The sequence below is a fragment of the Paenibacillus tritici genome (genome assembly GCF_013204885.1).
Lineage (GTDB): Bacteria > Bacillota > Bacilli > Paenibacillales > Paenibacillaceae > Paenibacillus_AQ > Paenibacillus_AQ tritici.
The window spans coordinates 1-25,817 of the sequence record NZ_JABMKX010000019.1 but is presented as its reverse complement, the minus strand read 5'-3'; the positions used below and the strand labels follow the sequence as shown (position 1 = coordinate 25,817).

The window sequence follows — 25,817 nt, the reverse complement described above, 5'->3', positions numbered from 1 at the left end:
TTGACATCCGATCAATGGCATCCTGATGATATTGTGCTGTCCGAAACCGGGGTGGGCCGGGACCTGCTGCTGCTGATTACGGGAGGTGTGCGCCATATCGGTGCGGCAAGTACAGCTTACATGGACGGAGACACGCCCCGGGTTATGACCGCTGCAGTCCCTCATCACAAAGAGCATACGATCAGTGAGGCTATTGCGCTGAAGGCTGCTGCTGCGCTGAACCGGACAGTAACGGTTGTGATGGGCATCCATTACGACAATTTGAGCAAAGAGGGCATTCTGGAAGTCGTAAATATTGTGAATGACAAAGTGGATCAATATTTATTGCAGAAAGTTTAAACAATTTTTGAAACGATATCGAACTCCCTGCGTAAAAGATAACAAATGAGCAACTAACTATTATTTTGGAGGAATGAACCAATGTCTATATTTAAAAGATTGCGCGACCTGACGATGTCCAATGTGAATGCGATTATTGATAAAGCGGAAGATCCGGTCAAAATGACCGACCAGTACATCCGTGACATGACAGAGGATCTGGAAGATGCCGAGAAAGCAGTAGCTGCCCAGATCGCTATTGAGAAGAAATTCAAACAATTGTACGAAGAGCAGGAAGCTCTGGTGAACAAGCGCAATCAACAAGCACACGCTGCCGCCCAAGCTGGTAATGCCGATCTGGCCCGCCGTGCACTTGAAGAGAAGAAATCGGCAGAGGCCAAGCTTGTAGAATACAAGGCCAGCTTCGATCAGAATAAGGCTTCAGCGGACAATCTCCGCGGCAAGCTTGAAGAAATGCGCAAACAGCTTACCCAGATGAAGAACAAACGGGAGACACTCGTTGCCCGCTACAACGCAGCGAAGGCCCAGACCGAAATCAACAAAGCGATGAGCGGTTTCAGCTCCGACTCGGCTTCTGCCGGACTCAAACGGATGGAAGACAAAATGCTGCAGGCGGAAGCTCAGGCCGAAGCCAGCAACGAGATGAGCTCGGGCAACAAATCGCTGGATGATGAATTCGAGAAGCTGGGCAAAGACCAGGCGGTCGAAGATGAGCTGGCGGCACTGATGAAGCAATACGATAAACAATAACATATTGGCATAAGCCGGACTTCAGGCGGTTGTCCACAGGCGAAGGGGAGACGGAGCTAACAGTTTCTCCTTCGCTTTATGTTTGTCTTATCTGGAAGGAAATATGAAGAGGCGGGGGTTATGGCAATGGATTTCGATACCCTGGTGTCCATGGTAGTATGGACGGTTAGCGGCACAGTGCTGCTGTGCGTGCTGATGCTCGCGGATTCGCTGTTTACCCGTTACAATGATATGGAAGAGCTGAAGGCAGGGAATATGGCCGTTACTACCCGGCTGGTGATGAAGCTGCTGGCTCAAGGCTATATTTTATCGGCATCCATTGCTGCGGCGAACCGGCTCGGGACCGCACTTATAGTCTCCGTTGTATCGTTTATCCTGTTATTCGTGCTGGAGAAGACAGCGGAGCAGCTATTGGCCAGATGGGGGAAGCTTGAGCTTGATCATGGCACCCAGCTAGGCAAGGTCGGCTACGGCTTGCTCGCCGGGTCGTTGCATGTGACGGGAGCTTTGATTATTGCTGCATTTATTCGTGGATAAGGAGGATTGATGGTTTTGGGTCTTTGGAAAAGAATCGGTAATCTGTTCTCGAAGCCGGAGGCGCCAGCAGCACCCAAAAGCATGCTGGACCTGTCTCCCGGAGATATCTGTGAAGTCTCCCTGGTAACCTATGAAGTAACGGGCCGGACGAAGACCAGCGGCCGCAATGCCGCCGTGCTGACGCTGCGCGACGGAAGCCGGATTGCCTATCTGTATATCGAAGAGCGCGAGGAGCTGCAATACCGATTGTATCATCCGATCGACGGGCGTCTGGATAGTCCTTCCGAGGTTCCGGCTACACTGGAGCTGGATGACCGGACCTTTTATCTGGAGGAAGAGTATGAAGGATATGCAGCCGTTACCGGGCAGACTCCTTATATGAACGGCGGGGAGCAGCATGTCTGGCAATACCAGTCGGATGATTCGCGGCTGCTGCGCGTGGAGTGGCAGAATGGACGATTCATGCTCTATGAGGGTGAAGCAGTTATTTCGGCTGATGTAAGAGTAATCCGCGCCTCCTGAGGTTAACGGAAGCAGGATTGAACTAAGGGTGCATTTGCCTGTAACAGGCGGGTGCATCCTTTTTGCTGTGCGGTTAAGCGGAATGAATGGACCTGAAGTTCATTTTACTTTGCCGGGTCCCGTGCTAGAATAGGGCGTAATGAGCAGTACCAGGAAACAACCACCAGAAGTAGAAGGAGTGACTGTGTAAGTGACCAATCCAGAGAACAATAACAAGGAATACATCAATGATAAATTTCAGCGCTCAGCGCTTCAGGTTGCCGAGGCGCAGGCCCGGCTGAAGCCCTATGCTGCACTGCTTACCCATGAAGAGGTTCCGTTAACTTGCAGCAGCGGGCGTTATCTGGCTCAGCCGGTCTATGCCCCGCATCCTTTTCCGGCGTTTGACCGTTCCAGTATGGACGGTTTTGCCGTTATTGCGGCAGACACCTCAGCAGCTGGAGAGCTTAACACGGTGTGGCTTGAAGTTGTTGAAGTGATTCCCTGCGGTGCCGTAGCGTCAAGAGAGATTACTCGAGGAACCGCGGCACGGATTATGACGGGAGCGCAGGTTCCCGGGGGTGCAGACACGGTGATCATGCTGGAGGCAACAGAGAGCCGGATCGAGGACGGAGTCACCTATGTGGGTATCCGCAGGCCGCTGGAGGCGGGGAAGCATATTACTCCTTGCGGGCTGGAGCTTAGTACAGGTGATCCGGTATTGCCTGAAGGGAAATTAATCGGCGCCGGCGACATTGCCGTATTGGCAGCCTTGGGGGTGCCGGACGTCCCGGTTCGCCGCAGACCGAAGGTGGCGGTGTTCGCAACCGGCAGCGAGCTGCTGGAGGTGGACGAGCCCTTAGCCCCGGGTAAAATCCGCAACAGCAACTCCCCCATGCTGGAAGCGCTCATACGTGAGGCGGGCGGAGAACCGGTTAGGCTGGGAGCGATAATGGATGATCTGGAGCTGGCCCGGAGCAGAGTGCAGATGGCGCTGGAGAGCTATGATCTAGTCCTTACCACAGGCGGCGTATCCGTTGGAGATTATGATATTATGGGGGATTTGGTCCGTGAGCAGACCGGTGACATGCTGTTCAACAAAATAGCTATGCGTCCGGGCAGTGTTACAACGGCTGCGGTACGCGGCGGAACCCTCCTGCTGGCCTTGTCAGGCAATCCGGGTGCTTGCTTCGTCGGATTTCAACTGTTTGCCCGGCCTGTGATCGGGTGGATGCAGGGAGCGGCACAGCCCTTTTTGCCGGAATGGACGGCGCGGCTGGGTGCAGAATATAAGCGGGTAGACCGTTTCACCCGGTTTGTCCGGGCCCGTCTGGAGATCCGTGAAGGTGTTCTATATGCTTACCCAGCCGCCGTAGACGAATCTTCCGTTACAGTTACAATCAAAGACAGCGACTGCCTGATCATCATTCCGCCGGACAGCGGTCAACTGTCTGCCGGGGACAAGGTAACAGTGCTTAAGCTGCCGGGTGAAATCAGAGGGTGAACAGCAGGGAGCCTGAGTTGATAAGCACATCATTGGGATGGAATAGCACGTTAGTTGGAATAGCATGTTAACTGAAATAGGGCCTCAGGTGGAATAGCACGCAGATTTGAAATAGGATGTCAGGCGGAATAGCATGCAGATTGGGAGAGCACGAATTTGGCACGATACAGAATAATTGATACGATACAGAATTATGCAATTTCACTATGTGAAAAATTCATAATAGATAATGCACGCTTAGGCTTCAGGCGCCCGTTCCGGGGATCTATTGTTGCACAACCATCCCTGCCTGAATTCCTGCCTGAAATGCAACATTCCTTCTGCGATATCGGCCCTTTCCTGTAATTGTTGCAGTAATGACAGCATTCTCCTATGTTCTCGCACCTGAATGGTGACATTCTTGCATTTCGTGCAACATTTCTATTAAAGGCTTAGAAAGTGTTGCCCACAAATTGCACTCGATGCAACATTTTGCAGATTTTCGCATTTAATTATGTAATTTCATCATATGAAAAATTCACAATAGAAAAACATTCAAACCCAAACCTCAAATATTCTAGCACTCTACCAGCAACACCAACTGATGACGCATTAACATTCAACCCCGCTACTACAAAACCCGGTCACAAAGGTAAAAAGAAAACCCTCCAGCTCCCTGGACTACAGAGAACTGGAGGGCGATAACTTAGCTTGCTTATTCTGTCTGATACGTTACTGCCTGAAACATTTCTGAAGAATACATTACTGGGCTGTTAAAATCAGCGGTCCGTCCGCTGTGACTGCGATCGTATGCTCATATTGCGCCGACAGCTTGCCGTCGGCAGTTCTTGCCGTCCATTCATCATCGTCTATCGTGATGCGGTACGTCCCTTCGTTGATCATCGGTTCAATCGTAAATACCATGCCTTCCTTTAAGCGGACACCTTTGCCGGCGGTGCCGATATGCACGTAGCTCGGTTCCTCGTGCAGGCTCCGTCCGATGCCGTGCGCCAGCAGATCGCGCACGACGGAATAACCGTTCGCTTCCGCGTGCTGTTGAATGGCCGATGTGATATCACCCAGCCTCGCCCCTGGAATGGCCCGGGCGATTCCCAGATCCAGGCATTCCTTCGTTACCTGCATTAATTTTTGCGCCTCCGGCCCAATATTGCCGACGGCATAGCTCATACACGAATCACCGAACCAGCCGCCGTATTCGGCGACGATGTCAAGCTTCAGGAGGTCACCGTCCATAACGACCCGGCTTGAAGGAATACCGTGGGCCACAACATCATTAATGGAGATACAGGTTTCGGCCGGGAAGCCATTGTAGCCTTTGGTGAACTGCCTGCCGCCCAGCTTCGTAATATGTCTGGCAACAAAGTCATTGATCTCAAGGGTGGTGATTCCGGGTGCAATCACTTTGGACACCTCACGGTAGCAATCCGCAACGATTTGGCCGGCTTGCTTCATTTCTTCGATTTCCCTGGGTGATTTTAGAATAATCATCTGTTATTATCCCGCTCCTTAACGATTCTATAATTTCAGCACCCGGACGATATCCCGGGCTTCGTCGAACAACTGTCCGCGGCGGAGCGAGAGCGAGGCACAGCCGGCTAAGGCGGCAAGCAGCATCTCCGTATGATGCACCGGTTCCGCCGCGTTTGCCGCGGTAACGGCAGCCCGGTCGGCCGCAAGACTCGGGTCCAGCATCGCAGACAGCGGAGTCAGCACCTCCCGGCGGAATTCGGCCAAGAGCGGAGCTGAGCGCGCTTCAGGCAGCATAGCAAAGCCTTCGCCGGCCTGCTTATATAGCAGATACATGGCGTGATCCTCCGCCCATAGCTGCAACAGCCGGATGCCAGCCGCAGCGGCGGGACTTAGGCTAAGGCCGACTTTGAGCGGCCCCGCCAGCAGGACATCCGGCGGGGGCTTGAGCCATTCTCCGGCCCGATCCAGCGCGTCCCACAGCAGGTCGTGAAGTAAATCTCCTTTGTTGCTGTAATAATGATAGACCGTACCATAGCCGAGCCCGGCCTCAGCAGCCACATCACGGATTTCCAGCAAGGGGCCTTTATTCAAAAATACATCCGCCGCAGCTTTCCGGATTTGCGCCAGACGCCGCAGACGGATATCTTCGTTTTGTTCCTTCGTACGGGGAGTCATGTTGACCGTTCACCTCTTTTGTTTTTGACCTGCTACAATGTCAATATAAAACATTGGCTTCAGAATAACAAGGGTTTGCTGAGAATATTGGGTAAGGGTTGAACTAATCGTCCGAACACGCAATAACCCCGGGATAGTAAAATCACCCGGGGTTGTTGACGATCTGAAATTAAAAGCAGGAGTGCGACCTGCGAAGCCGAAGTGATTAATTACGGTCCGCCGGCAGCCAGTGGTCAGGAGGTCTAAGCGATTCCGGCAGCTTGGTAGCCGGGTTACCCTTGGCGGCTTGCAGCTGCGCCTGAGTGAGGAACAGGCTGCTGCTCAGATCAGCGCCGCTGAGATTCGTGTCGCGGAGGTCCGCTCCGGTCAGATCGGCATACCGCAGGTCGGCGCCGCTGAGATCGGCGGCGATCAGATACGCGCCCCGCAAGCTGAGGCAGCGGAGATCGGCCCCGCGCAGCTTGGCGCCGATCAGATCCGCTCCACGGCTGTAGCTCTTTTGGCGTCCAGGCGGCGGGGTTAGCTGCTTGCGGGCAGCAGTACGCGCAAGCTCACTGGCAAGCAGCAGCAGTTCGTTAACCTCAGCGCGGTGAACAGGCACATTGAGCTGGAGCAGCTCTTCGGGGCTGAGTGTGGTCAGCTCCAGGATCTTCTTCAGCATCTGCATGAGTGGATCATGCAGGGTATCTGCACCCGGCAAGGCTAGGGCCTCACGGAGGTACCACAGCAGTTCATGCAACTGGCGCATCACGGGGAAGACCTCGAACATCTGTCCTGCCGTTTCAGGTGCCTGGCGCCAATCGCGTCCGCCATAGGTCAGATTGGAGACCTTCTGCCCGGCTCCGAAGCAGTCATACACGGTGCAGCCCCGGAATCCGCGTTCTCTTAACTCCGTGTGGATGCCGCAGAGGAAGTCTCCGCGCAGGTTAGGGCAGGGCTGTCCGGCGGACTTGTCGATCGCGAAGTCTGAGGAGACAGAGAACGGCAACGCCGCGCAGCATAGCCCGAAGCAGCTCAGGCAGTCCGATTGCAGCTCCGGTTGGCCGGGATTATCAATAGGGTCAGCATATAAGTGATTATCAAACAAGAGGGATTCCTCCATAAATAGAATAGGTATGAGTCAAAAAAGCAGGACTAGAGGTTACTGCGGAAGCTCATTATCCAGACGGCGCTCAATCGCCTCGGACATCGTTTTATCCGTGAGATGGGCATAGATTTCGGTGGTTTCCGTTGAAGCGTGCCCCAGCTGCTCCTTCGTCCGGTAAATATCATTTTGCAGGTAATAGTCAGTGGCAAAGGAGTGCCGCAGCTTATGCACGGTAAGATAAGGTTTGCCGAACCGTTTGGCGTATTTGATGATCATCTCCTGGATCGCCCGTTTGGTCATCCGTTTGCCTTCAGTACTGCCGTTCGGAAGGGCGATGAAGAGGGCTTTTTCCCGTTTCGGCGTCTTGTACCGGGTCTGGCGGAGGCTTAAGTATAAGCTGAGATCATCTTTGGCCTGCTCCCGGAAATAGACCGGTGTCTTGAAGGTCTCGTCGTTATGACCCTTGCGGAATACATACAGCAGCTTATTATTCACATCCAGATCATCCGCATTGAGATTGACCACCTCGGACACGCGCAGGCCGGAGTTCAGGATCAGACTGGCAATACAGGCATCCCGTTCACGGTTGAGCTGCCAGGAATAAGCAGCCTGTTTATTGGCTTCCACATCCTTGCCGTACCCTTCGTAAATGTAGCCCACGAACTCCAGCAGCTCCTCGTCCTCCAGAATTTTTCCTTTGAGCTTGGCGGCTGTATCCTTCGGTTTATGAATCCGCTTGATCTCCACCTTGGCCATAATATTACGCTTAAGCAGCGGGTAGAAATTCTCATCCTCGGCAATCTGGCTCAGATAATGAAACAGCGAGCGCAGCGCAGACAGCTTGCGGGACACGGTAACACGCGTATTGGCCTTCTCGGCCCGGGTAGTCAGATACAGGCGGTAGCCGACAATGCTGTCCATATGGAGTGTCTCCAGATCGAGCAGGGTAATCTCAGCATTGCTGGCCGCCACGGACAGACCTTCACCCCGCAGCCATCCGAAAAAGGATTCATAGTCCCGGATATACTCCAGCAGAGTAGAGGGGGACAGATCCGGACGCTTATAATCAATGAACTGCTGAACAAACCAGGGCATCTGCGGCAGCCGCTGATCCAGATTTATACGGTCGGTCGTCTTTTGAATACTGATGAGCTTCACCTTCTTTGTTGTTTCCCAAGGGGAGGGATGTCTTCTATTTTAGCATGTTTTGGGCAGGTGAACGACCGGAATCGGGCCGGGAAGAGGACAAGCCTTGATCCGCATGTAACAAAGTTATATGATGTGAAGTAACGAAAAAGCTAGAGGTGAACCTGATGGAACTTGGAATCGAGCTGGTTCCTAAAGAGCAGAAGCAGATCATAAGCAGATTGATGCAGTTTTATTTGTATGACTTCACCCGGTATCTTGAGCTGCAAGTAGACCGGGAAGGGTTGTTTCCTTCGTATCCTGGACTGGAGGCGTACTGGAACAGCGGCAAAAACAAATTTGCCTATCTCTTCACGGTAAACGGCAATATCGCCGGATTTGCCTTAATAGACCGCCTTTTGCGTGACCCGGAGGGCGAGTTCTATATGACGGAATTTTTCGTGATGCAGCAATACCGCCGCAGCGGTGTAGGAACCTGGGCAGCCCACCGGTTATTCGATATGTTCCCTGGTGCTTGGAAGGTGTCGCAGATTCGGGCGAATACCCCTGCGCGGGACTTCTGGCACCGGGTCATCGGGGCGTATACCGGCGGCGAATTCAAAGAGCGGTTCAACGCCCGGCAAGGCAATCCCAGCCAATACTTCAACACATTAAATATTAATAGGGTTAAAAAATAGCTCTGCGCAACTTCTGTCAGTTTCCAGCGTCTGGTAACTGAGGTGATTCTATTGTCCAAGCATACAAGCTTATTTGGAATGGGCTGCATGGCTATTGCTTTAGCACTCAGCGCAGGCTGCAGCAATGCAGCGAATCAGGATTCTGCCGGTACAGAGGGTACCGCACAGCCGTCAGCAACGGCCACAGTATCAGCAGCTGTAACAGTCGCGCCCTCACCGACTGCAACAGCTGCGCCTGCTGTCCAATCAGTGGCGCTGCTTCCTGAAGTACCGGAGTATTCGGGAAGCGGCAGAGGCTATGAGCTGGATGGGGTGAATATCCAAGCGGATTACTCCGCAGATCAGACATTGCCGCTCGGATTATTCCTGCCGGAGACGATGATCCGTTTTGAACAGGACGGGAGAACCGCCTGGGGGACAGCGGACAAACAGAACTATGTTACTTTCCTTAAGCTTGATCCGGCCACAACGGCAGCTGCCGAGGGTGAATTTGTACCGGGTACGGACCAGCGGCTGCTGAAGTACAAGGAATACGCCGGGAGCAGGGTGGAGGGGAGCCGAAGGGTCGAAGCATTTGTTTTCACCGCCAAAAAGGATACTTACCGGGCCGAAATTCATATTCAGGGAGACCAACAAGACAAGCTGCTTCCGCTCTTCGTATCTATGCTAGGCGGTATTGAATACATGGCGAAACAACCGCCAATTACTCCGGGCGTGTTCCTAAAGGCTCCTGATGTAGGCAGCAGTGCGGGCAACAAGCAAGCGCTCCAGGAAACGCTGGACTGTATTGCAGCCTGGGCAGCCAAGGACAAAGAGAAATTCGCAGCAACTATGTATTCACCGCAGCTTAATGAAGCTTTGCAGTTCTTACTGGATAATAAGAGGGTCTACCGCTTCAATGAGCTGACCGTTGTAGGGATTCCTATTGAGGGAGCCAAACGGGCCGGTTTCTATATCAATTATACCTCTATGACCTCCGAGGGCTATATTACGGACGGGACCTACGAGATTTCCTTGCTTCCGAACAAGCAGGGGGAGTGGAAGATCGCCAATATTGATTAGGGCATCCCGATAAAAAAGAATCAACTTCTTCACAGATTGCAGAGAAAAACCCACGGTTTATTAAAACGTGGGTTTTTCTCTGCCGTTTTGATCAACTTTAAGCGGTATGGTGCTAAGTTAGGAGAGAAGTAAATCAGCTTCTCTCACGATTAAGTTAACATAACAATGATTATGTCAACTTAAAGAGAGGAGTTTGAGAGGCGCTCCGGGTTCACGGGTTTTTTCTCAGGCTCTATAAATGTAAAAATAATCACATTCCTTCAGCGTCATACGGCATATAATCATCATTGAACACTGTTCAACAAACATTACATTGTTCAATTATCAGGTATAAGGATATGTGGAGGTGTCCCGCAAGCATGAGCAAGGAACAACGACAAGAGCAGGAGCGCGAAGCGATGCGTAATCTGATTCTGGCAACGGCCGGTGAGCTGGTGGCCGAGAAGGGGATAGAGAAGTTGTCTATCCGCAAGATCGCAGAACGGATGGGGTATTCAGCCGGAATCATTTATCACTATTTTCAAGGAAAGGAGGATATTGTAGAGCAGCTTCTTCAGCAGGGGTATCAGGAGCTAATGGGTGGACTTACAGCCGGATTAGACATGGCGCTGAGTGAAGAATCAGCCGAAATCCGCTTCAGCCGGTCACTGTCTCAGTTTATCCGGTTGACCACGGCAGAAGGCTCGCAGTACCGGAATGTGATGCTGAATGATTCGCCGTCTGTGCTAAGCCACACTGCAGTATTGCATAAAGGGGCTGCTCTTGAGCGGAATGCAATCAGTATGCTCTGCAGCTCGCTCCGTCACTTCAGCGGGATGGCAGCCTGCCACGAGGAGGAGATTGAACTTACCGCCCAGATTATCTGGAGTGCAGCCTTTGGGCTAATCGTGAGACTGACGGTCGAGAAGAATCTGCCGGAGGAGCAGAAGGAGGCACTGATTACACGGCATATCGCGGCCATGCTTCTTATTGCAGGGAGCCGGGCCAAAGGGGGAACGGCCGATGGTGGGTAGACGATCTGTTGGTATTTTGACCGTTATAATTATTCTCCTTGCCATGGTGGCCTCGGGGTACGGATTGCTGTCAGGGCACGGGGCGGACGAGAAAGGCAGGGCAGGGTGGTTCACCTCTATCCGGGGGGAAAAGGTTGAATTATATGGCCGCGGAATCTATCAGTACGATTCCTTCTCCGTAGCCACCCAAGCCATAGCCCAGGATGGAGTTACGCTGGCAGCGGGAGTCCCCTTGCTGCTCGTTGCACTGGTTATGAGCCTCCGCGGGAGAGTCAGAGGACGCCTGCTGTTAGCTGGGGCGTTAGGCTATTTTACGTACACCTATGCCTCTTATTGCTTCCTGGCTACGTACAATAACCTGTTTCTAATCTATGTAATGTTGTTCTCGGCCAGCTTATTTGCCTTCATTCTGACCTTGCGGTCTCTGGAGCGGGAGAAGCTCGAAGGTCTGTTCAAGGCAGGTTTGCCGTCGCGGAGCATTGGGTTATTCCTGCTGTTTATCACCTGCATGATCCTGATGTTATGGCTGGGCAGGATCGTTGATTCGTTAAGGCAGGGGACGGCACCCGAAGGCTTGGAGCATTACACTACACTGGTGATTCAGGCGCTTGATTTGGCTATTCTGCTTCCGCTCTTGGCGGTTACCGGGATATTGCTTATTCGCAGGCAGCCTTTTGGGAATCTGCTGGCTTCTGTAGTTATAGTCAAAGTCGCCGCTCTACTTACCTCCATTACAATGATGATCGTTGGGATGCTGAAGGCGGGAGTACATGTATCTACAGTTGAACTGATAGTGTTCCCTGCGTTTAATGTGGGTGTGTTCGTTTGTTTATACCTTTTATTAAGGAATGTGCAGGAGAGCGGAGGTAGAGAGTGATGAGGGACAGAATGCTGATTGTGTATGCCGGCAAATATGGATGCACAGAGAAAGCTGCAAGCCTCTTGCAATCCAGGCTGGAGGACACCGAGGTGGTGAATCTGAAGGTTACCGCAGTGCCGGCGCTGGATGACTATGACGCGGTGATTCTGGGGAGCGCGATCTACTACGGCAGAATACGCAAAGAAATGGCCAGGTTCATTGCCCAATATGAGCAGGAGCTGTTAAGCAAACGCCTGGGATTGTTCATTTGCGCAGGCATGACAGGGGAGAGGGCAGAACAGGAATTGCAGCAAGCCTATCCGGAAGCATTGTACAAGAACGCAGTTGCCAAGGAGATAATGGGCGATGAAATTGATCCCGATCAACTCTCGGTATTCGACAAGTGGGTGCTGCGGATGGTGAAGGGTAAGGGTCATGGGGCTGGAGGCGGCATATCGCTTGATAAGCTTGAACGATTTGCCTGTACAATGCTTGCACATTAGATAGCTTCAAGTACAAAGCGGCAGCATACGGAAGGATGCCGTTTGAAAGGCTGCCGCCGCACCAACTATTATAAAATATCAACATATGAAAAATTCATAATAGAAACCCATTCACCCCAACCTACCTTATCAACCATATACGCAAGCAAACTACATGCTCTCCCCAGATAGAAACCCCAAGGAAAAAGGGAGCTGCAAGCAAACCGGCTTAACCTTCAATTTATTGTCTGTCCTTTTAAAGGAAGGCAAGGGTTCACTTGCTTCCTATAAGCTGATCCGTAAGCATCGCTGCCAGTTCCACGGACTTCAGTGCAGACTGCAATGACAGGGTCGATGCAGTTCCATTCTGTAGCGAGTGGAGCACATGGCGCAGGCTTTTCTCATAGGGATTGTTCGGGATTAGCGGTATCTCTATCTTGCCCTCAGAAGTGTAGGCGGTGAGGCTGGCTTCAATATCCCCATTCGCCGAACTGCTCTCGTGAAATACCAGCTTGGCCTGCCCGAAATAAGCCTCATAACCAACCGTGAAGGGATAGGCTTCGGGCATCTGCGAAGAGACCATCAGCTGCGCGCCAATCCCTGCGACAACCCAAGAAGCGTGAACCAGCGCCTGACTGTCTTTCCCTCCCGAAGTCCCCCAAATCGCAGAAGGTACAGTAACATCCAACAACCCGGCTATGAAGTCCAGGTCATGGATCATCAGATTGGCAGCAATAGTGCGCAGCCCTAAATCCCCCCACACCGGAGCGGTTTCCCTGCGTAAGCTGACATGCAGCAGTTTGCCGTATGTACCCTCCCGAATCACCTTGTCCAGGTATTCATAAGCATAATCGAATTGGATGAACTGATTGACGAGGATTCTGCGCCCATATTGCTGTTCAGCCTTAAGCATCTCCAGACCTTCGGCCGGCTCCAGAACAACCGGTGTCTCACAAAATACATCTTTCCCGCATCGCATCGCCTCCACAGCGTAAGTCTTATGCAGCGCAGACGGCAGACAGATATCAACTACGTCGATCCCAGGATCGGACATAATATCCTCTATAGACATTGTGATCTCAATCCCCAGCTCTTCCTGCAGCTCCAGTAGCTTGGCTTCCTTTCTCCCAAAGACCACAATTCGCTTCACAAACTCCATTTGCTTCAACAGAGAGGCGTGATAAGCCCCAAAGCCTGTGCCGAGTATGCCAATATTCATTTACAGCAGCTCCTTAAGTTTGATACATTCATCATAACGTTCAATTGTTGACAACTGAGTGGCAAGAATAAAATAGGGAATAGAAGGGTTGGGGAATGACCATGCGGCTGCACCGCTTAATTGCTATTCTGTTACTGATTGAATCCCGGGGCAAAATGAAGGCGAACGAGCTATCCGTGGCTCTGGAAACGTCTGTCCGCTCCATTTATAGAGATATTGATGTCCTGGCTGAATCCGGAATTCCACTTGTGACTACAACCGGGCCTAACGGCGGGATTTCGCTCATGGAGGGCTATACAGTGAACCTGCGGCGGCTGCATGGGGAAGAGGTGGTACAGCTTTTTTTGACAGGGATGGGAATACCGGCAGGCGGATCAGGCGGAACCAGTCTGCTGCTCAAAAATGCGCTCCTGAAGCTGGAAGCAAGCTTGCCCGCTCCTTACCAGCAAGATATCCGCACGGCGCAAAGCCGTTTCCTGTTCGATGATACCCCGTGGTGGAGCGCACAGACAGTGGTCCCATATCTTGAGGCTTTACGCAGGGCGGTATGGAGAGGCAGGAAGATTGTGGTGGAGTACTGCAAAGTGAATGGAGAGAGTTCGCTGCGGAAGCTTCAGCCTTATGGGCTTATCGTGAAGCAGGGCGAGTGGTATCTGGCTGCCTATTGCGAGCAGGCCGGGGAGATTCGTTCGTTCAAATGTGAGCGTTTTACAGCGGTAACCATACTGGAGGAGACTTTCATTGTCCCTGAGCCGTTCTCCTTACAGGAATACTGGGAACAAGCGGCGCAGACCTTCATTCAGACCAGCAGAGCGCGGGAATTCTACCCTGTAGTCATCCGCATTCATGCCAGCTATCAGGAGTATGTGCAGAGATTAGAAGTAATGAACACAGCATCAGCCGGGGAATGTCAACTCATTACGGTGAACATGTACGATTACACAACAGCTTGTGAGCAGGTGCTGCCCTTGTTAGTTCATGCTGAAATTATGGAACCTCCGGAGCTAAGAGAGTACGTCAGTAATCAGGTGATGATGTGGAATACAATGTATAATTAAAAAAAGGTTAACATAATTATTATTATGTTAGATAAGAGGCACTAAAGAAATAAACAAAAAGCAAAAGAAGCGGAGGGGAAATTTGGAACTGGAGGAGCGGTAGCGACCGCCTTTGTCACCGGATTTCACCCGCTTACAGCGGTTCAAAATCAAGAAATCTGGGGACAACAGCGGCCGGAAGTCCAAATGTTCACCGCAGTGACGACAAAGCTTCAAGTTCAAAACTTAAGTGCATCTCATACAGTTCACCCCAAACCCGGCTCTCCAGCAGGTCTGGGGTTTATTTGACTTTGTAGATCCATACCTTTTCCAAAAATAAGAGGATAGAATTCATTGACGGAACAATATACGATAAGCTGTAAAGAGGTTCGTGTCAGATTACATAACAAAAGGAGGACAAAAGAATGCTGCGGGGGCTGATCGTCCGTTTGAGAAGAAGTAAAATGCGCACCAGGCTGCTGCTCCTGTTCACCATGCTGACCCTGCTCCCGTTAAGTGTGCAGGCGATGGTGACATACCGTCATTTCTCATCCACCCTGAACGACAAGACAAAGCAATATACGGTTGATATCGCCGGACAGGTCAACGCCAACCTGGACAGGCTGCTTAAGGATTTGGAGCGGCTGTCGCTGATGCCTCTGTATGACGAGCAGGTGTTATCTATTCTGGCCAAATATGATGGTCCTATGGGCTCAGGAACCTGGGCGCTGTCCGACGATTATCAGAAAATGAAGCTATATACCTCGGCGCAGGCGTATGATCGTCCGGAAATCCGGGGCATTCATCTGCTCAGCAACAGCGGTACCCTGTTCTCTAACGTGGAACCGCTGGCCGTCAATACCTCATGGGATGGCAGTCGCGACGAATGGTTCAGCGCCTTGGACCAATCAGACGGCGAGTGGATCATTCTTCCTCCCCATCATCCGTCTTATTATGCCGGGAGCGACCCCTCATTCTATATTTCGGTAGCCAGGGTTATCAAAGAACCCAGAACGCTGAGGCGTCTGGGCTACATGCTAATAGACGTCAAGCAGGGGGCCTTCGGCTCCGCCTTCTCTAAGCTGAAGATTGAACAGTCCACCAATCTGATGATCATCGACGGAGCTCAGCGCCTCCTGTATGAGCAGAAGCCGGATAACGGGCAGTCGGCTTATGGCGGGCTTATGGGCTCCGGTCTGCTCAAGGAGCTGCATGGCGGGGAGCGGAAAAGGCTGGGAGGTACGGATTATTTGTTTGTCAGCCATCACTCCCCATATTCGGGCTTATCCGTTATCGGCTTGACCCCCATCGGAGCTATTCTGAAGGAATCGCGCGCATTGATGGTTTTTGCGTTATGGCTTGCCCTCTTTTGTCTCGTGACGGTGCTGCTGCTGGCTTATGCGGTGTCGTATCGCATCACCCTTCCTCTTGTGGAGTTGAAGAGCAATATGTCCAGGGTTGAGCGGGGTGATTTCAACAAGCGGGTCAGTCCGCTGGGGGGAGATGAATTCGGGCAGCTTGGGCGCGGGTTCAACCGGATGATGGATGAAATCAACCGTCTGTTTCATGAGGTGCTCGTCATTGGACTCCGGGAGAAGGAGGCAGAGCTGTCCGCCCTGCAGAGTCAGATCAACCCGCATTTTATCTATAATACGCTGGAGTCGATCAACATGATGGCTGTCCAGCGCCGGAATGATGAGGTATCGGATATGGTATCCGCACTGGGCAAGCTGCTGCGCTATACGATTGACAAGGCCGGCCGGCTCGTATCGCTGGGGGAGGAAATGGCGTTCGTCGATTCCTATGTCCGTATCCAGCAGATTCGTTACGGCGGGAAGCTGAAGGTTCATAACGACATTGAAGAGGAGGTTCAGCATTTGCGCATTCCGAAGCTCACCATTCAGCCATTGGTTGAGAATGCTATCTATCACGGTATAGCCGGGCGCGAAGAAGGCGGTACGATCTGGGTTTCAGCGCTGCGTTTTGACAATGAGCTGTTGATTACGGTCCGCGACGACGGGAATGGATTGGAGGAGGAGGAGCTCGCAGCGCTGAACCGGGAGATTGAGAAAGACCCCTCCATGGATTCGCTCAGACGCAGCGACGAAGAGAGTCTGGGGCTCCGCAACATCGGCCAGCGGATCAAGCTGCTGTACGGGGAAGGCGGGAGCCTCACGGTTGACGGAAGTCCGGGGCAAGGGCTTGCAGTGACCATTACGATAACGATTCCGGAATCAGGGGGAGAAGAAGATGTATAAGGTGCTGCTGGTAGAGGACGAGATCGTGATCAGACAAGGGATGCGCGAGCTGATTAGCCGGTCGGCGCCCTTTTTTGAGGTAATAGCAGAAATGCCAGGCGGACGGGAGGCGCTCATGTACTTAAAGTCCGAGCTGCCAGACGTGATGATTACCGATATCCGTATGAAGGAAATGGACGGACTGATGCTGTCCGAGAAGGTGAAGTCGATGTATCCCGGGCTGCTCGTCATCATTGTGAGCGGGTACGGCGAATTCGAATATGCCCAAAAAGCAATTGAATACGGTGTCCTTCATTACCTGTTAAAGCCGGTAGAACGCCATGAGCTTGTAAGCGTGCTGGAAAGAGCACGGCTGCTGCTCGATAAGCGTCATGGCATTTCTTCCCTGGAACAGACACCAGGCCCGCTTCGGGTTGAATCCGGAGGAGATACACGCAAGATCATTCGGGATGTTAAGGAATATGTCAGACTGCATATTGACGGTGATTTGCGTCTGCAGACGGTAGCTTCGCATGTCAATCTGAACGCCACGTATCTGAGCCAGCTGTTTAAAGGGGAGTTGGGCAGCAATTATTCGGACTATGTGACAGATTCCCGGATGGAACGCGCGAAATGGCTGCTCAGCCATACGCAGCTCAAAATTTATGATGTCGCCCGGCTCTCCGGCCATCAAAGCCCGAAGCATTTCATGCTGGTGTTCAAGCAGCAGACGGGGATGACGGCAGGAGAATACCGTAATCAATTTAATATCCAAGAATGAAATGTTATTTAATCTAACATAAAAATATAAATAAAACGAACCTTTCCTGTATTTTGGGTGATTTATAGACCGAATACATCTCCTATATACTTAAAAAGTCATCAAAACTAACATGTCAAAGGGGGATATTCATGAAGAAAGCGGGAGCAGTACTTCTTTCAGCCTTGCTGCTGGGCTTAACGGCAGGTTGCGCCAAGCCAGAAGCAAGCGGTAATGCAGGGAGTTCCGGGAAGCAGGAAGAGGTTGAGTTAAAGTTTTTGATGTGGGGCAATCAAGGGCATATGGATGTGTACAACAAGCTTATTAGCCAATTTGAAGCAGACAATCCGGGGATTAAGGTAACCATGGATTCGGTTCCATTCACCGATTATCAGCAGAAAATATCGGTGCTGGCCGCCGGGAAAGCGCTCCCGGATATCGCCTGGGTATCGGAGCGGATGATCCCGCAGTTTAAAGCCAATGGCATTCTGGCGGACGTCTCCTCCTTCAAAGACGATACTTCCTTTAACCTGGACGATTATATTCCGAGCACACTTGATTTGTTCCGGGATGGGGATCAATTGCTTGGGCTGCCGTTCTCAACACCGCCGGTGGTCATGTTCTACAACAAGACTCTGTTCGACAAGGCCGGCCTGACGGACCCGAGTACGTTAGCCTCCCAAGGGAAATGGACATGGAAGGCATTTGAGGAATCCGCCAAAGCGATTTCTGTCAAAGAAGCGCAAGGCCGGGTGTACGGCGCGAATTTCTTCCGCGACTGGAAGACCTGGGCCATTCTGTCCTCTTACTCCTGGTCTTATGGAAGCGGCCCGTTTAATGAAGATCTGACCGCATTCACCTGGAATGACCAGTACGGCGTCGAAACGATGGAGCTGCTGGAGCGGATGATGTTTAAGGACGAATCCCACCCGAAAGCAGGCGAACAGATCAGCTTCGATGCAGGGAATCTGGGAATGTTTTTTGACAACTACAGCTACGTCTCCAAAGCGCGTGAAATTACAGGATTTGAATGGAGCATTGCGCCGATGCCGGCCGGCTCCGCAGGCAGTGTTCCGATGCTGGGCCAAGCGGGCTATACTCTGTTCAAGGACAGCAAGCATCCGGAGGAAGCCAAGAAGCTGCTAAAACTATTCGCCAGCCAGTCGGGCATTGAAGCGACATCCACTTATTTCGTACCGCCGCGTACCTCGGTGCTGAGTTCCGATACGTTCCTGAATCAGCCGAACAACCCGCCTGCCGAGCACATTGTGCAAGCCGTTATCAATGAAATGCCGAAGGCGCGCATCATTCCGGGCCATATCCGCTGGCAGGATATCGACAATGCTGTGCTGCAAGGCTTTGACCGTCTGTTCGGCAGCTCGGCGTCCGCCAAGGACAATATGGCGCAGATGCAGACGGATGTCGACGCTATTTTGAAATAAGAGGAGCGAAATGCATGGGTAAATTGAAACAGAGATTAGAGCAAAACGGCCTGTCCTTGTTCGTCAGTCTTCCGGCCAATGATGTGAGACTGGCGAAGGCGGCGCTTGAGGAAGGCGCCGATGCTTTAAAAGTTCATTTTAATGTCGGTCACCGGGCCAGCGGAACTCATTTCGGTCCGCTCGAAAGCTATGAAGACGTTTTCAGTCAAATCCGCTCTACCTTTGACGGCCCATTTGGCGTAGTGCCCTCCGGCAGTCTGGAAGGTGTGGCGGAAGAAGAGTTTATGCGGCTTGCTCCGCTCGGGTTCGATTTTTATTCTATCTATGCCCATCATCTGCCGTCCTTTATGCTGGGGGATCACGGATTGGACCGGACCTTTGCCATTAATGATACCTATGATCTCAGTCAGGTTCAGGAGGGGAAGCGGTTCGGGTTCACGGCGCTTGAAGCCTCGATTGTACCTAGCAACGAATACGGTACGGGTCTCAGCTTCGCAGACCTGCTGAAATACCGGTATCTGGCCGACCATTCCGGTCTTCCCGTACTGGTGCCTTCCCAGCGCAAGCTGGTGGAGGGAGACGTACCTTCCTTGCAACTCGCTGGAGTGAAGGCGATCATGCTTGGTGCGGTGGTGACGGGCACAACAGAGGAACAGCTGCGGCGTGCGGTTAGCTCGTTTCGGAGTGCAATAGACAGATTGAGCTAGAGGCGGTGAATTCGCGCATGAACAGAAAGGTCAATAAACGAAAGAAAGGTCCGCTTGCCCGCGAGGCACAGCTGACCGGATGGCTTTTTATATCGCCAATGCTGCTAGGGTTCACGTTATTATTGTTATTTCCAATGGGGAAAGCGCTCTACATGAGCTTACATGACTGGCCGCTGCTTGGCGAGCACCGGTATGTCGGTCTGGATAATTATACGGAGATCGCGGTTGATCCGCTGTTCTGGAAGGTCTTCGGCAATACGGCTACTTTCACGCTGGGTCTGGTGCCGTTTAATATTGTGCTGGCTCTGATGCTGGCGCTGCTGTTATCCAAAAGCTTGAAAGGAATCGGCATCTTCCGTACAGCTATCTTCGTTCCCGTTATGACTTCGCTGATTGTATGGTCCATCGTATGGAAGTACATGTTCGCAACCGATTCCGGGCTGATCAATCAGCTATTGATGATGTTCAACATTAAAGGGGCCGCCTGGCTGTATGACGAGAAGCTGGCGATGCCGGCTGTCATCGTGACGAGCGTACTGAAGAACGTTGGTCTCAATATGGTGTTGTTCATCGCTGCCATCCAGCAGGTATCGCGTTCCCTGTACGAAGCGGCTGAACTGGACGGCGCAGGCAAGACCAAAACCTTCTTCAACGTTACTCTGCCTATGATTACACCCACCGTATTTCTGACCGTTGTGATGACCGTGATCGGCTCGCTGAAGGTGTTCGGCCAGATTTATGTCATGACCCAGGGCGGGCCGAATAACAGCACCAAGGTACTCGTCTATTACATTTGGGAAAAAGCGTTTAAGCTGTTCCAGATGGGCTACGCTTCGGCGCTGGCATTTGTGTTGTTCTTTGTCGTATTGATCTTGACTCTGCTGCAGTGGCAGCTGCGAAAGAGGTGGGTATTCAATGAAACCGATGCCTAGCGCCAGCAAAAAACTGTCTGTGGCCGGAGTGTATGCCGCGTTAACGGTGGTATCGCTGATTATGCTTGTTCCGTTCCTGTGGATGCTGTCCACCTCCTTCAAGCAGCCGCAGGATATTTTCACCTATCCGCCGCAGCTGATTCCGCCGGTCTTCCGGTTTCAGAATTATGTGGATGTATTTACGCTGATCCCGTTTCACCGCTTCTATTTCAACAGCGTCTATATCTCGTTTGTCGTGGTGGCGGGAACCGTATTTTTCGCTTCACTGGCCGGTTATGCGTTTGCCAAAATTCCCTTTACAGGAAGAAATGCCGTGTTTCTGGTGCTGCTCAGCGCCATGATGATCCCGCATGAAGTGACGGCGATCCCCATGTTCCTGTCCATGCGCGACCTGGGCTGGATTGACACGCATCTGCCGCTTATTTTGTTGCCAATCTTTGGCGCAGGCGGCGTGTTCGGCATCTTCGTGATGCGGCAATTCTTCATCACCATACCCACGGAGCTTGAGGAGGCGGCGATGATCGACGGCTGCAACCGGTTCCGCATTTACTGGAAAATAATGCTGCCGATTGCCCGTCCCGGCATGGCGACACTGACGATCTTCACGTTCGTGACCATCTGGAATGAATTCTTTGACCCGCTTATTTTCATCAATACTCGCGAACTAATGACCTTACCGCTTGGATTATCGTTGTTTACAGATGAAGTGGGCACTTCCTGGCATTATTTAATGAGTGCCACCGTAATGGCAACCGTCCCGCTGCTGATCGTCTTCTTCCTGGCTCAGAAGCGGTTCATCGAGGGTGTTGCCATGACGGGTCTGAAGGAATAGCACACACTGAAAAGGAGTGGATGATATGAATCCTGCAATTGAAGCAGATGTCGTTGTCGTGGGGGGCGGCCCTGCGGGTATCGCGGCAGCCATCGCCGCCGGACGGCTGGGAGCGCAGACCGTGCTCATTGAACGTTACGGATTCGTGGGCGGGATGTCCACTGCTGCTATGGTCTATCCGTGGATGACCTTTCACACCGACCGCGGGGAACAGGTCATCAAAGGCATCGCCCAGGAAATCGTAGACCGGCTGCAGGCAAACGGCGGTTCGCCGGGCCATCTGCGGGATACGGTCGGCTTCGTGCATACGCTGACGCCTTACCATCCTGAGATCTATCAAGTGGTGGCCACGGATATGCTGCGCGAAGCTGGCGTGAGACTGCTTCTGCACAGCTTCGTGGATGAGGTGATGACACAGGACGGCGGGATTGGACATGTGGTGGTGACCAACAAATCCGGGCGTACGCCTGTAAGGGGGCGCATCTTCGTGGATTGCAGCGGAGATGCTGACGTAGCTAAGCTGTCCGGGGCCGAAACGTTACAGGGACGGGAGGGGGACAGCCGCTCCCAGCCGATGACGATGAAGTTCAGAATGCGCGGTGTCGATTTGAACAAGGTCAAAGCTTATATGATCAGCCATCCCGAAGAGTTCTACAGCAAAACACCAATCGCCGAGCTGCCAGACCTGCCGCTCACCGGGGTAAGTGGATTCTACTCGCAATGGAAGCGGGCAGAGGTGCCGATTAACCGTGACCAGGTATTGTTTTTTACCGGTCCGGCCGATGACGAAGTGTTAATCAACTGTACCCGCGTACAAGGGCTGGATGCAACGAGTGCGGAGGATCTGACCTTGGCGGAACAGGAGGGCCGCAAGCAGGTGCTGCTAATGGCTGAGTTTCTGAAGCGCGACGTTCCGGGCTTTGAACGGGCCTCTATTTCAGCGGTTGCACCACAGATCGGCATCCGCGAATCGCGGCGGATTAAAGGATATTACCTGCTGACCAAAGAAGATGTCGTAGAAGGCCGGAAGTTCAGTGATGTCATTGCCCGCAGCGGCTACCCGATCGACATTCATGATCCGTCCGGCAAGGGAGTAACGGCCTCTTTCATCGCTGGAGACGGCGCTTATGACATTCCGTACGGCTGTCTGCTATCCGCCAATGTGTCCAATCTGCTGGCCGCAGGCCGATGCATTTCGACCTCGCATGAGGCACTGGCCACGACCCGGCTCACGCCAAGCTGTATGGCCACAGGCCAGGCAGCCGGGACGGCGGCAGCGCTCGCAACGGCCGCAGGGGTGAAGCCGCAGGCGCTCGACATCCCGAAGCTGCAGGAGCAGCTTAAGCGGGACGGGGTTATACTATAGTGTTATTACAGGGCGGGCAACACGCATCGTTACTTACGGTGTGGGTTGCCCTTTTTTGTGCTGGGCGTGGCGGAAGGCGAGTCAGGAGGAGCAGGAGTGCCCCTGATTGGGTCTGGCAACTGGTGCCCGTTGGTTAGTCTAACAGGCAGGATAATTCAAAAAACACATCGAATATAAGACGGTTGTGAGATTTAACCTTGGGAGGATGGAATTATATGCTGGAATCCATAAAGGAAGACTATATTTTATCGAATAAGAAAACTTGGGACGAAGTAGCTCCCCGATTTTTTGGAAGGACTACACTTCCAGTTTATGGTCCATTCTTGCCGACAGAAAACGAATTAAACTTATTTGGTGAGGTAGAGGATAGAATAGTCTTAGAAATTGGTTGCGGAAGTGGCCACTCTTTAAATTTCATGGCCTCACGTGGAGCCTCAGAGCTTTGGGGAATTGACTTATCCGACACTCAGATCGAGACTGCGAGGGATTTGCTTTCGGCTCATAAATCAAAATTGAATCTTTTCCAAGGACCAATGGAAAAGAACCCTGGTATTCCGAGTGAGTATTTTGATATCGTGTATTCCATCTACGCCATTGGTTGGACCGTTGATTTGCCAATGACATTACAGCAAGTATTCAGCTACCTGAAACCTGGTGGGACCTTTATTTTTAGCTGGGAGCACCCGTTACATAATCGAATTAAACAGGAAGGCGAGCAGTTTGTAATTAAAAAATCTTATCATGAGGAAGGCCCTCAACAGTGTGAACCATGGGACTTGCCAGCTATGATGAATCAACTAAAACTCAGTACATATATAAATGAGCTAATTCAGTCTGGATTTCAAATTGAAAAGGTGATTGAAGATGTTGTCCTCACAGAGGAAATAAAGTCGGGAGATTCTGCAGTATGGTATACACATCAAAAGGCAGCATTCATACCTGCTGCATTTATTATAAAATGCACTAAAAAATAAGGGTATTTTCAGATCAGTTTAGTACGTGGATCATTCAATTAACGGGAAACGAAAGTTCAATACAGACAGAAGTAGGAGGCGGACTACGGTGAAAGACTCGGCTAGACTGTTTGATTTTCAAGCGGTTAACGGAGACATGGTCAGAAGGCTGTTCGCCGCTTTCGACCCCAAGGCAAGCATTACCCAAGTCTCGCCCTTGACGAAAGGTATGAGCACCAGCAATTATGCCTTACGGACAGACAGCGGTAGTAAGTATGTGTTAAGGATTTATCCCGCTAACAACGACCACAGCGGGATTGAGGCGGCAGCCTATCAGTATGCAAAAGCAAAAATTCGCACCCCTGAGATTTTCTTCTTCGATGATAGTAAGCAAATAATTCCTCTTTCGTACTTGATCATGGTGTTTATTGAAGGCTCGACACTAGGAGACTTTATTGCCGAGAATGAGGGGTGTCCCGACCATGTTGTGCATCGGATCGGAAACTCGCTTGCCCTGCTGCATCAAACCGAATATTCGCATATGGCGCTGTTAAACGAGCATTTGCAGATCGCGGAACAGCTTGAATCCTTCGATAGCCAATATTACACCTTGCTAAACGGTCTTGCAGGAACCCACATTCAACCTTCAACCAAAGAGAAGTGTATACAATTCCTGGCGGATCACACCGCATTGGTAGAGAGGATTGCAGATAAGCATGTGTTCTCGCATGGCGATTTCATTTTCTCCAATATTATGGTCACGCCTTCATTGGAGCCTTGTTTCATCGACTACGAGTACTGTTTCGCGGCGCCTGTCTTTTATGACATAGGCAAATTCTTCAGGACAAGGACGCAAGTCGAGCGCTATATCGGCGCAGACACCATTGCCGCCTTCGAGGAAGGCTATAACCGTAAGGCGAGAGAGCCTTTACCCGAGAAGTGGTACGCACTGTCCAAGCTTGCCGACATATCCACCATGCTCCACCTCATTAATAAACCGCAAATTCCTGACGGTTGGGGATCGGCGATTGACGGTGAGATCGACAAGAATTTGAAGCTGCTGGTCGGGGAAAGCGACCCTTTATCGGATAAATGAATTGGGATTTCGATATTTAAATGCTGACATGAATCATTGAGTTAACTGGGAACGCCAACAAAACGAATGGCTATACCTACGATTGTGTACCCGCATCGCTTTCGACATACATATGCATGCCAACTCCTTGATAATGGTGCTCCCTTAGACTTCATTCAAGGAATGCTCGGTCATGAGAAGGCATCGACCACTCAAGACCTTTATGAAGAAAAGATATGTTTGTGGTATTATATGTAATTATGGGTTATGAAATAAATGGATTATTTGAAAATGGGGGAATCAAAATATGGAACGTAAAATTCAACTAATGGAAACCTACGTAAATATCGAATTTGGAAACTCACCCTTTTTAAAATTAGATAAAGGGTTGCAAATTCCATACTCTTCAATCGCAGGAATAACAACAGGTAGACCGATACCAAATGCTTTTAAACTATATGGTGCTTTATTAGGAGGAATGAGAAATGGGTTATTTAGATCAAATGGTGGTTATCAACTGCATTTTTTTGAAAATGAGCTTGAAACTCTTCATTTAGATTTGAATAGCTTTAAGGTTGGTAAGTTCAAAATATCAAAGTTGATCATTGGTGTTGAAAATCCTGAAGAAATAAGTAAAAATATTTCCGAACGAGTGAAGTGATAATTTTTGATGAACTGTTTATTGAACTAACGGGAACTTTAGTTCAACAAAGCGGCGGCAGTCTAAAACTTATTTTTCAATACCTGATTTTTTTCAAACTCTGAAACAGCGTCAAACCAACCAATCCAGTTTAATATTTTATTTTCTTTGGACACCGGAAGCGAAGTACAAGTTTCAAGTGTATGCGAAAAACCGAGTACAACGGCCTGGGGTGGCGGTAGCGGGTCGACTGTATGCGAAAACAAACATGTCTTTCAAGGCACAACCCCAGCATGAAAATGAGCAGCGCGGCTAAAAACAGAACGTCGTCTGTTCATCTATTTAGCAAATTTTAACGGAAAACCGAACACAATTGGACTGGTACGCCACGTAAGCCAAATGTAATCGAAAAACAGGCATGACAAGACAGAGGCCTTGTCACCCCCAGGAATGAAAATAAGTGGGTGGCATCCGTCGCATCCATTCTAAAAGATGCTGTAGTCGTCAACACTACA

27 protein-coding genes are annotated in these 25,817 nt (G+C 51.2%); 22 read left to right on the top strand and 5 right to left on the bottom strand.

Features of this window, described 5'->3' with window-relative positions; translation table 11 throughout:
- From lpdD to HQN87_RS26490, 5 genes are all read left to right on the top strand, one after another.
- Complete coding sequence (lpdD, locus tag HQN87_RS26510; RefSeq protein WP_173139458.1) at window positions 1–339, top strand: prenylated flavin chaperone LpdD; 339 nt, start codon at window positions 1–3, stop codon at window positions 337–339.
- A gap of 81 nt (window positions 340–420) precedes the next feature.
- Entirely contained in the window at window positions 421–1,089 is a 669-nt protein-coding gene (locus tag HQN87_RS26505; protein ID WP_173139456.1) for a PspA/IM30 family protein, read from the top strand.
- A gap of 126 nt (window positions 1,090–1,215) precedes the next feature.
- Window positions 1,216–1,626, top strand: coding sequence for a DUF350 domain-containing protein (locus tag HQN87_RS26500; protein ID WP_173139624.1), 411 nt, complete (start codon window positions 1,216–1,218; stop codon window positions 1,624–1,626).
- A 15-nt stretch (window positions 1,627–1,641) separates the two neighbouring features.
- Entirely contained in the window at window positions 1,642–2,148 is a 507-nt protein-coding gene (locus tag HQN87_RS26495) for a DUF4178 domain-containing protein (protein WP_173139454.1), read from the top strand.
- A gap of 190 nt (window positions 2,149–2,338) precedes the next feature.
- Window positions 2,339–3,631, top strand: a complete 1,293-nt coding sequence (locus HQN87_RS26490) for a molybdopterin molybdotransferase MoeA (protein ID WP_173139452.1) — start codon at window positions 2,339–2,341, stop codon at window positions 3,629–3,631.
- A gap of 741 nt (window positions 3,632–4,372) precedes the next feature.
- On the opposite strand, the gene map is transcribed toward HQN87_RS26490, so the two are convergent.
- The 4 genes from map to xerS form a co-directional block, all read right to left on the bottom strand.
- Window positions 4,373–5,119 (bottom strand): type I methionyl aminopeptidase, encoded by a 747-nt coding sequence (map, locus tag HQN87_RS26485; RefSeq protein ID WP_173139450.1) that lies wholly within the window; start codon window positions 5,117–5,119, stop codon window positions 4,373–4,375.
- 27 nt (window positions 5,120–5,146) lie between these two features.
- Window positions 5,147–5,776 (bottom strand): TetR/AcrR family transcriptional regulator, encoded by a 630-nt coding sequence (locus tag HQN87_RS26480; RefSeq protein ID WP_173139448.1) that lies wholly within the window; start codon window positions 5,774–5,776, stop codon window positions 5,147–5,149.
- 205 nt (window positions 5,777–5,981) lie between these two features.
- Complete coding sequence (locus tag HQN87_RS26475) at window positions 5,982–6,863, bottom strand: pentapeptide repeat-containing protein (RefSeq protein ID WP_254075685.1); 882 nt, start codon at window positions 6,861–6,863, stop codon at window positions 5,982–5,984.
- Between the two features lie 54 nt (window positions 6,864–6,917).
- The gene (xerS, locus tag HQN87_RS26470) at window positions 6,918–8,012 is read right to left on the bottom strand and encodes a tyrosine recombinase XerS (RefSeq protein ID WP_173139623.1); all 1,095 of its coding nucleotides are present in this window, start codon (window positions 8,010–8,012) and stop codon (window positions 6,918–6,920) included.
- Window positions 8,013–8,176: 164 nt separating this feature from the next.
- Between xerS and HQN87_RS26465 the strand changes: the two genes are divergently transcribed.
- The 5 genes from HQN87_RS26465 to HQN87_RS26445 all read left to right on the top strand — a co-directional run bounded on the left by HQN87_RS26465 (window position 8,177) and on the right by HQN87_RS26445 (window position 12,123).
- Complete coding sequence (locus HQN87_RS26465) at window positions 8,177–8,686, top strand: GNAT family N-acetyltransferase (RefSeq protein ID WP_173139444.1); 510 nt, start codon at window positions 8,177–8,179, stop codon at window positions 8,684–8,686.
- Between the two features lie 87 nt (window positions 8,687–8,773).
- Window positions 8,774–9,748, top strand: a complete 975-nt coding sequence (locus HQN87_RS26460) for a hypothetical protein (RefSeq protein WP_173139442.1) — start codon at window positions 8,774–8,776, stop codon at window positions 9,746–9,748.
- Window positions 9,749–10,107: 359 nt separating this feature from the next.
- Window positions 10,108–10,761, top strand: coding sequence for a TetR/AcrR family transcriptional regulator (locus HQN87_RS26455; protein WP_173139440.1), 654 nt, complete (start codon window positions 10,108–10,110; stop codon window positions 10,759–10,761).
- Between the two features lie 16 nt (window positions 10,762–10,777).
- Window positions 10,778–11,638, top strand: coding sequence for a hypothetical protein (locus HQN87_RS26450; RefSeq protein ID WP_173139438.1), 861 nt, complete (start codon window positions 10,778–10,780; stop codon window positions 11,636–11,638).
- Window positions 11,638–12,123, top strand: coding sequence for a flavodoxin domain-containing protein (locus HQN87_RS26445; protein WP_173139436.1), 486 nt, complete (start codon window positions 11,638–11,640; stop codon window positions 12,121–12,123). The genes HQN87_RS26450 and HQN87_RS26445 overlap by 1 nt, the downstream gene beginning before the upstream one ends.
- Window positions 12,124–12,376: 253 nt before the next feature.
- On the opposite strand, the gene HQN87_RS26440 is transcribed toward HQN87_RS26445, so the two are convergent.
- Complete coding sequence (locus tag HQN87_RS26440) at window positions 12,377–13,321, bottom strand: Gfo/Idh/MocA family protein (protein ID WP_173139434.1); 945 nt, start codon at window positions 13,319–13,321, stop codon at window positions 12,377–12,379.
- Between the two features lie 95 nt (window positions 13,322–13,416).
- On the opposite strand from HQN87_RS26440, the gene HQN87_RS26435 reads away from it, so the two are divergent.
- The 12 genes from HQN87_RS26435 to HQN87_RS26380 all read left to right on the top strand — a co-directional run bounded on the left by HQN87_RS26435 (window position 13,417) and on the right by HQN87_RS26380 (window position 25,323).
- Window positions 13,417–14,379 carry a helix-turn-helix transcriptional regulator gene (locus tag HQN87_RS26435; RefSeq protein WP_367272814.1) on the top strand — a complete coding sequence of 321 codons (963 nt, stop codon included), beginning with the start codon at window positions 13,417–13,419 and terminating at the stop codon, window positions 14,377–14,379.
- 404 nt (window positions 14,380–14,783) lie between these two features.
- Window positions 14,784–16,616, top strand: coding sequence for a cache domain-containing sensor histidine kinase (locus HQN87_RS26430; RefSeq protein WP_173139432.1), 1,833 nt, complete (start codon window positions 14,784–14,786; stop codon window positions 16,614–16,616).
- Window positions 16,609–17,376: a response regulator transcription factor gene (locus HQN87_RS26425; RefSeq protein WP_173139430.1), complete on the top strand. Its 768-nt coding sequence runs from the start codon at window positions 16,609–16,611 to the stop codon at window positions 17,374–17,376. Before HQN87_RS26430 ends, HQN87_RS26425 begins: the two co-directional genes overlap by 8 nt.
- A gap of 131 nt (window positions 17,377–17,507) precedes the next feature.
- A complete protein-coding gene (locus HQN87_RS26420; protein ID WP_173139428.1) occupies window positions 17,508–18,797 on the top strand; it encodes an ABC transporter substrate-binding protein in 1,290 nt (429 codons plus the stop codon).
- Window positions 18,798–18,811: 14 nt separating this feature from the next.
- Window positions 18,812–19,504 carry a hypothetical protein gene (locus HQN87_RS26415; RefSeq protein WP_173139426.1) on the top strand — a complete coding sequence of 231 codons (693 nt, stop codon included), beginning with the start codon at window positions 18,812–18,814 and terminating at the stop codon, window positions 19,502–19,504.
- Between the two features lie 17 nt (window positions 19,505–19,521).
- On the top strand, window positions 19,522–20,436 hold the full coding sequence (locus tag HQN87_RS26410) for a carbohydrate ABC transporter permease (RefSeq protein ID WP_173139424.1): 915 nt from the start codon (window positions 19,522–19,524) through the stop codon (window positions 20,434–20,436).
- Window positions 20,420–21,268 (top strand): carbohydrate ABC transporter permease, encoded by an 849-nt coding sequence (locus HQN87_RS26405; RefSeq protein WP_173139422.1) that lies wholly within the window; start codon window positions 20,420–20,422, stop codon window positions 21,266–21,268. Before HQN87_RS26410 ends, HQN87_RS26405 begins: the two co-directional genes overlap by 17 nt.
- Before the next feature lie 25 nt (window positions 21,269–21,293).
- Window positions 21,294–22,634 carry an FAD-dependent oxidoreductase gene (locus HQN87_RS26400; protein WP_173139420.1) on the top strand — a complete coding sequence of 447 codons (1,341 nt, stop codon included), beginning with the start codon at window positions 21,294–21,296 and terminating at the stop codon, window positions 22,632–22,634.
- Between the two features lie 215 nt (window positions 22,635–22,849).
- Window positions 22,850–23,608 (top strand): class I SAM-dependent methyltransferase, encoded by a 759-nt coding sequence (locus tag HQN87_RS26395; protein WP_173139418.1) that lies wholly within the window; start codon window positions 22,850–22,852, stop codon window positions 23,606–23,608.
- 88 nt (window positions 23,609–23,696) lie between these two features.
- Window positions 23,697–24,683 carry a phosphotransferase family protein gene (locus HQN87_RS26390; protein ID WP_173139416.1) on the top strand — a complete coding sequence of 329 codons (987 nt, stop codon included), beginning with the start codon at window positions 23,697–23,699 and terminating at the stop codon, window positions 24,681–24,683.
- 66 nt (window positions 24,684–24,749) lie between these two features.
- Entirely contained in the window at window positions 24,750–24,920 is a 171-nt protein-coding gene (locus HQN87_RS26385) for a tyrosine-type recombinase/integrase (protein ID WP_254075684.1), read from the top strand.
- A 49-nt stretch (window positions 24,921–24,969) separates the two neighbouring features.
- On the top strand, window positions 24,970–25,323 hold the full coding sequence (locus HQN87_RS26380) for a hypothetical protein (RefSeq protein WP_173139415.1): 354 nt from the start codon (window positions 24,970–24,972) through the stop codon (window positions 25,321–25,323).
- Window positions 25,324–25,817 lie beyond the last annotated feature (494 nt).

Excerpts from the sequence above, each read along its gene's own strand:
- HQN87_RS26455 (WP_173139440.1), top strand. The coding sequence starts at position 10,108 with ATGAGCAAGGAACAACGACAAGAGCAGGAGCGCGAAGCGATGCGTAAT.
- HQN87_RS26410 (WP_173139424.1), top strand. The coding sequence starts at position 19,522 with ATGAACAGAAAGGTCAATAAACGAAAGAAAGGTCCGCTTGCCCGCGAG.
- HQN87_RS26420 (WP_173139428.1), top strand. The coding sequence starts at position 17,508 with ATGAAGAAAGCGGGAGCAGTACTTCTTTCAGCCTTGCTGCTGGGCTTA.
- HQN87_RS26415 (WP_173139426.1), top strand. The coding sequence starts at position 18,812 with ATGGGTAAATTGAAACAGAGATTAGAGCAAAACGGCCTGTCCTTGTTC.
- HQN87_RS26400 (WP_173139420.1), top strand. The coding sequence starts at position 21,294 with ATGAATCCTGCAATTGAAGCAGATGTCGTTGTCGTGGGGGGCGGCCCT.
- HQN87_RS26440 (WP_173139434.1), bottom strand. The coding sequence starts at position 13,321 with ATGAATATTGGCATACTCGGCACAGGCTTTGGGGCTTATCACGCCTCT.
- HQN87_RS26385 (WP_254075684.1), top strand. The coding sequence starts at position 24,750 with ATGGCTATACCTACGATTGTGTACCCGCATCGCTTTCGACATACATAT.
- HQN87_RS26505 (WP_173139456.1), top strand. The coding sequence starts at position 421 with ATGTCTATATTTAAAAGATTGCGCGACCTGACGATGTCCAATGTGAAT.
- HQN87_RS26445 (WP_173139436.1), top strand. The coding sequence starts at position 11,638 with ATGAGGGACAGAATGCTGATTGTGTATGCCGGCAAATATGGATGCACA.
- HQN87_RS26435 (WP_367272814.1), top strand. The coding sequence starts at position 13,417 with ATGACCATGCGGCTGCACCGCTTAATTGCTATTCTGTTACTGATTGAA.
- HQN87_RS26480 (WP_173139448.1), bottom strand. The coding sequence starts at position 5,776 with ATGACTCCCCGTACGAAGGAACAAAACGAAGATATCCGTCTGCGGCGT.
- HQN87_RS26460 (WP_173139442.1), top strand. The coding sequence starts at position 8,774 with ATGGCTATTGCTTTAGCACTCAGCGCAGGCTGCAGCAATGCAGCGAAT.
- HQN87_RS26380 (WP_173139415.1), top strand. The coding sequence starts at position 24,970 with ATGGAACGTAAAATTCAACTAATGGAAACCTACGTAAATATCGAATTT.
- HQN87_RS26405 (WP_173139422.1), top strand. The coding sequence starts at position 20,420 with ATGAAACCGATGCCTAGCGCCAGCAAAAAACTGTCTGTGGCCGGAGTG.
- HQN87_RS26425 (WP_173139430.1), top strand. The coding sequence starts at position 16,609 with ATGTATAAGGTGCTGCTGGTAGAGGACGAGATCGTGATCAGACAAGGG.
- HQN87_RS26500 (WP_173139624.1), top strand. The coding sequence starts at position 1,216 with ATGGATTTCGATACCCTGGTGTCCATGGTAGTATGGACGGTTAGCGGC.
- HQN87_RS26465 (WP_173139444.1), top strand. The coding sequence starts at position 8,177 with ATGGAACTTGGAATCGAGCTGGTTCCTAAAGAGCAGAAGCAGATCATA.
- map (WP_173139450.1), bottom strand. The coding sequence starts at position 5,119 with ATGATTATTCTAAAATCACCCAGGGAAATCGAAGAAATGAAGCAAGCC.
- HQN87_RS26430 (WP_173139432.1), top strand. The coding sequence starts at position 14,784 with ATGCTGCGGGGGCTGATCGTCCGTTTGAGAAGAAGTAAAATGCGCACC.
- HQN87_RS26395 (WP_173139418.1), top strand. The coding sequence starts at position 22,850 with ATGCTGGAATCCATAAAGGAAGACTATATTTTATCGAATAAGAAAACT.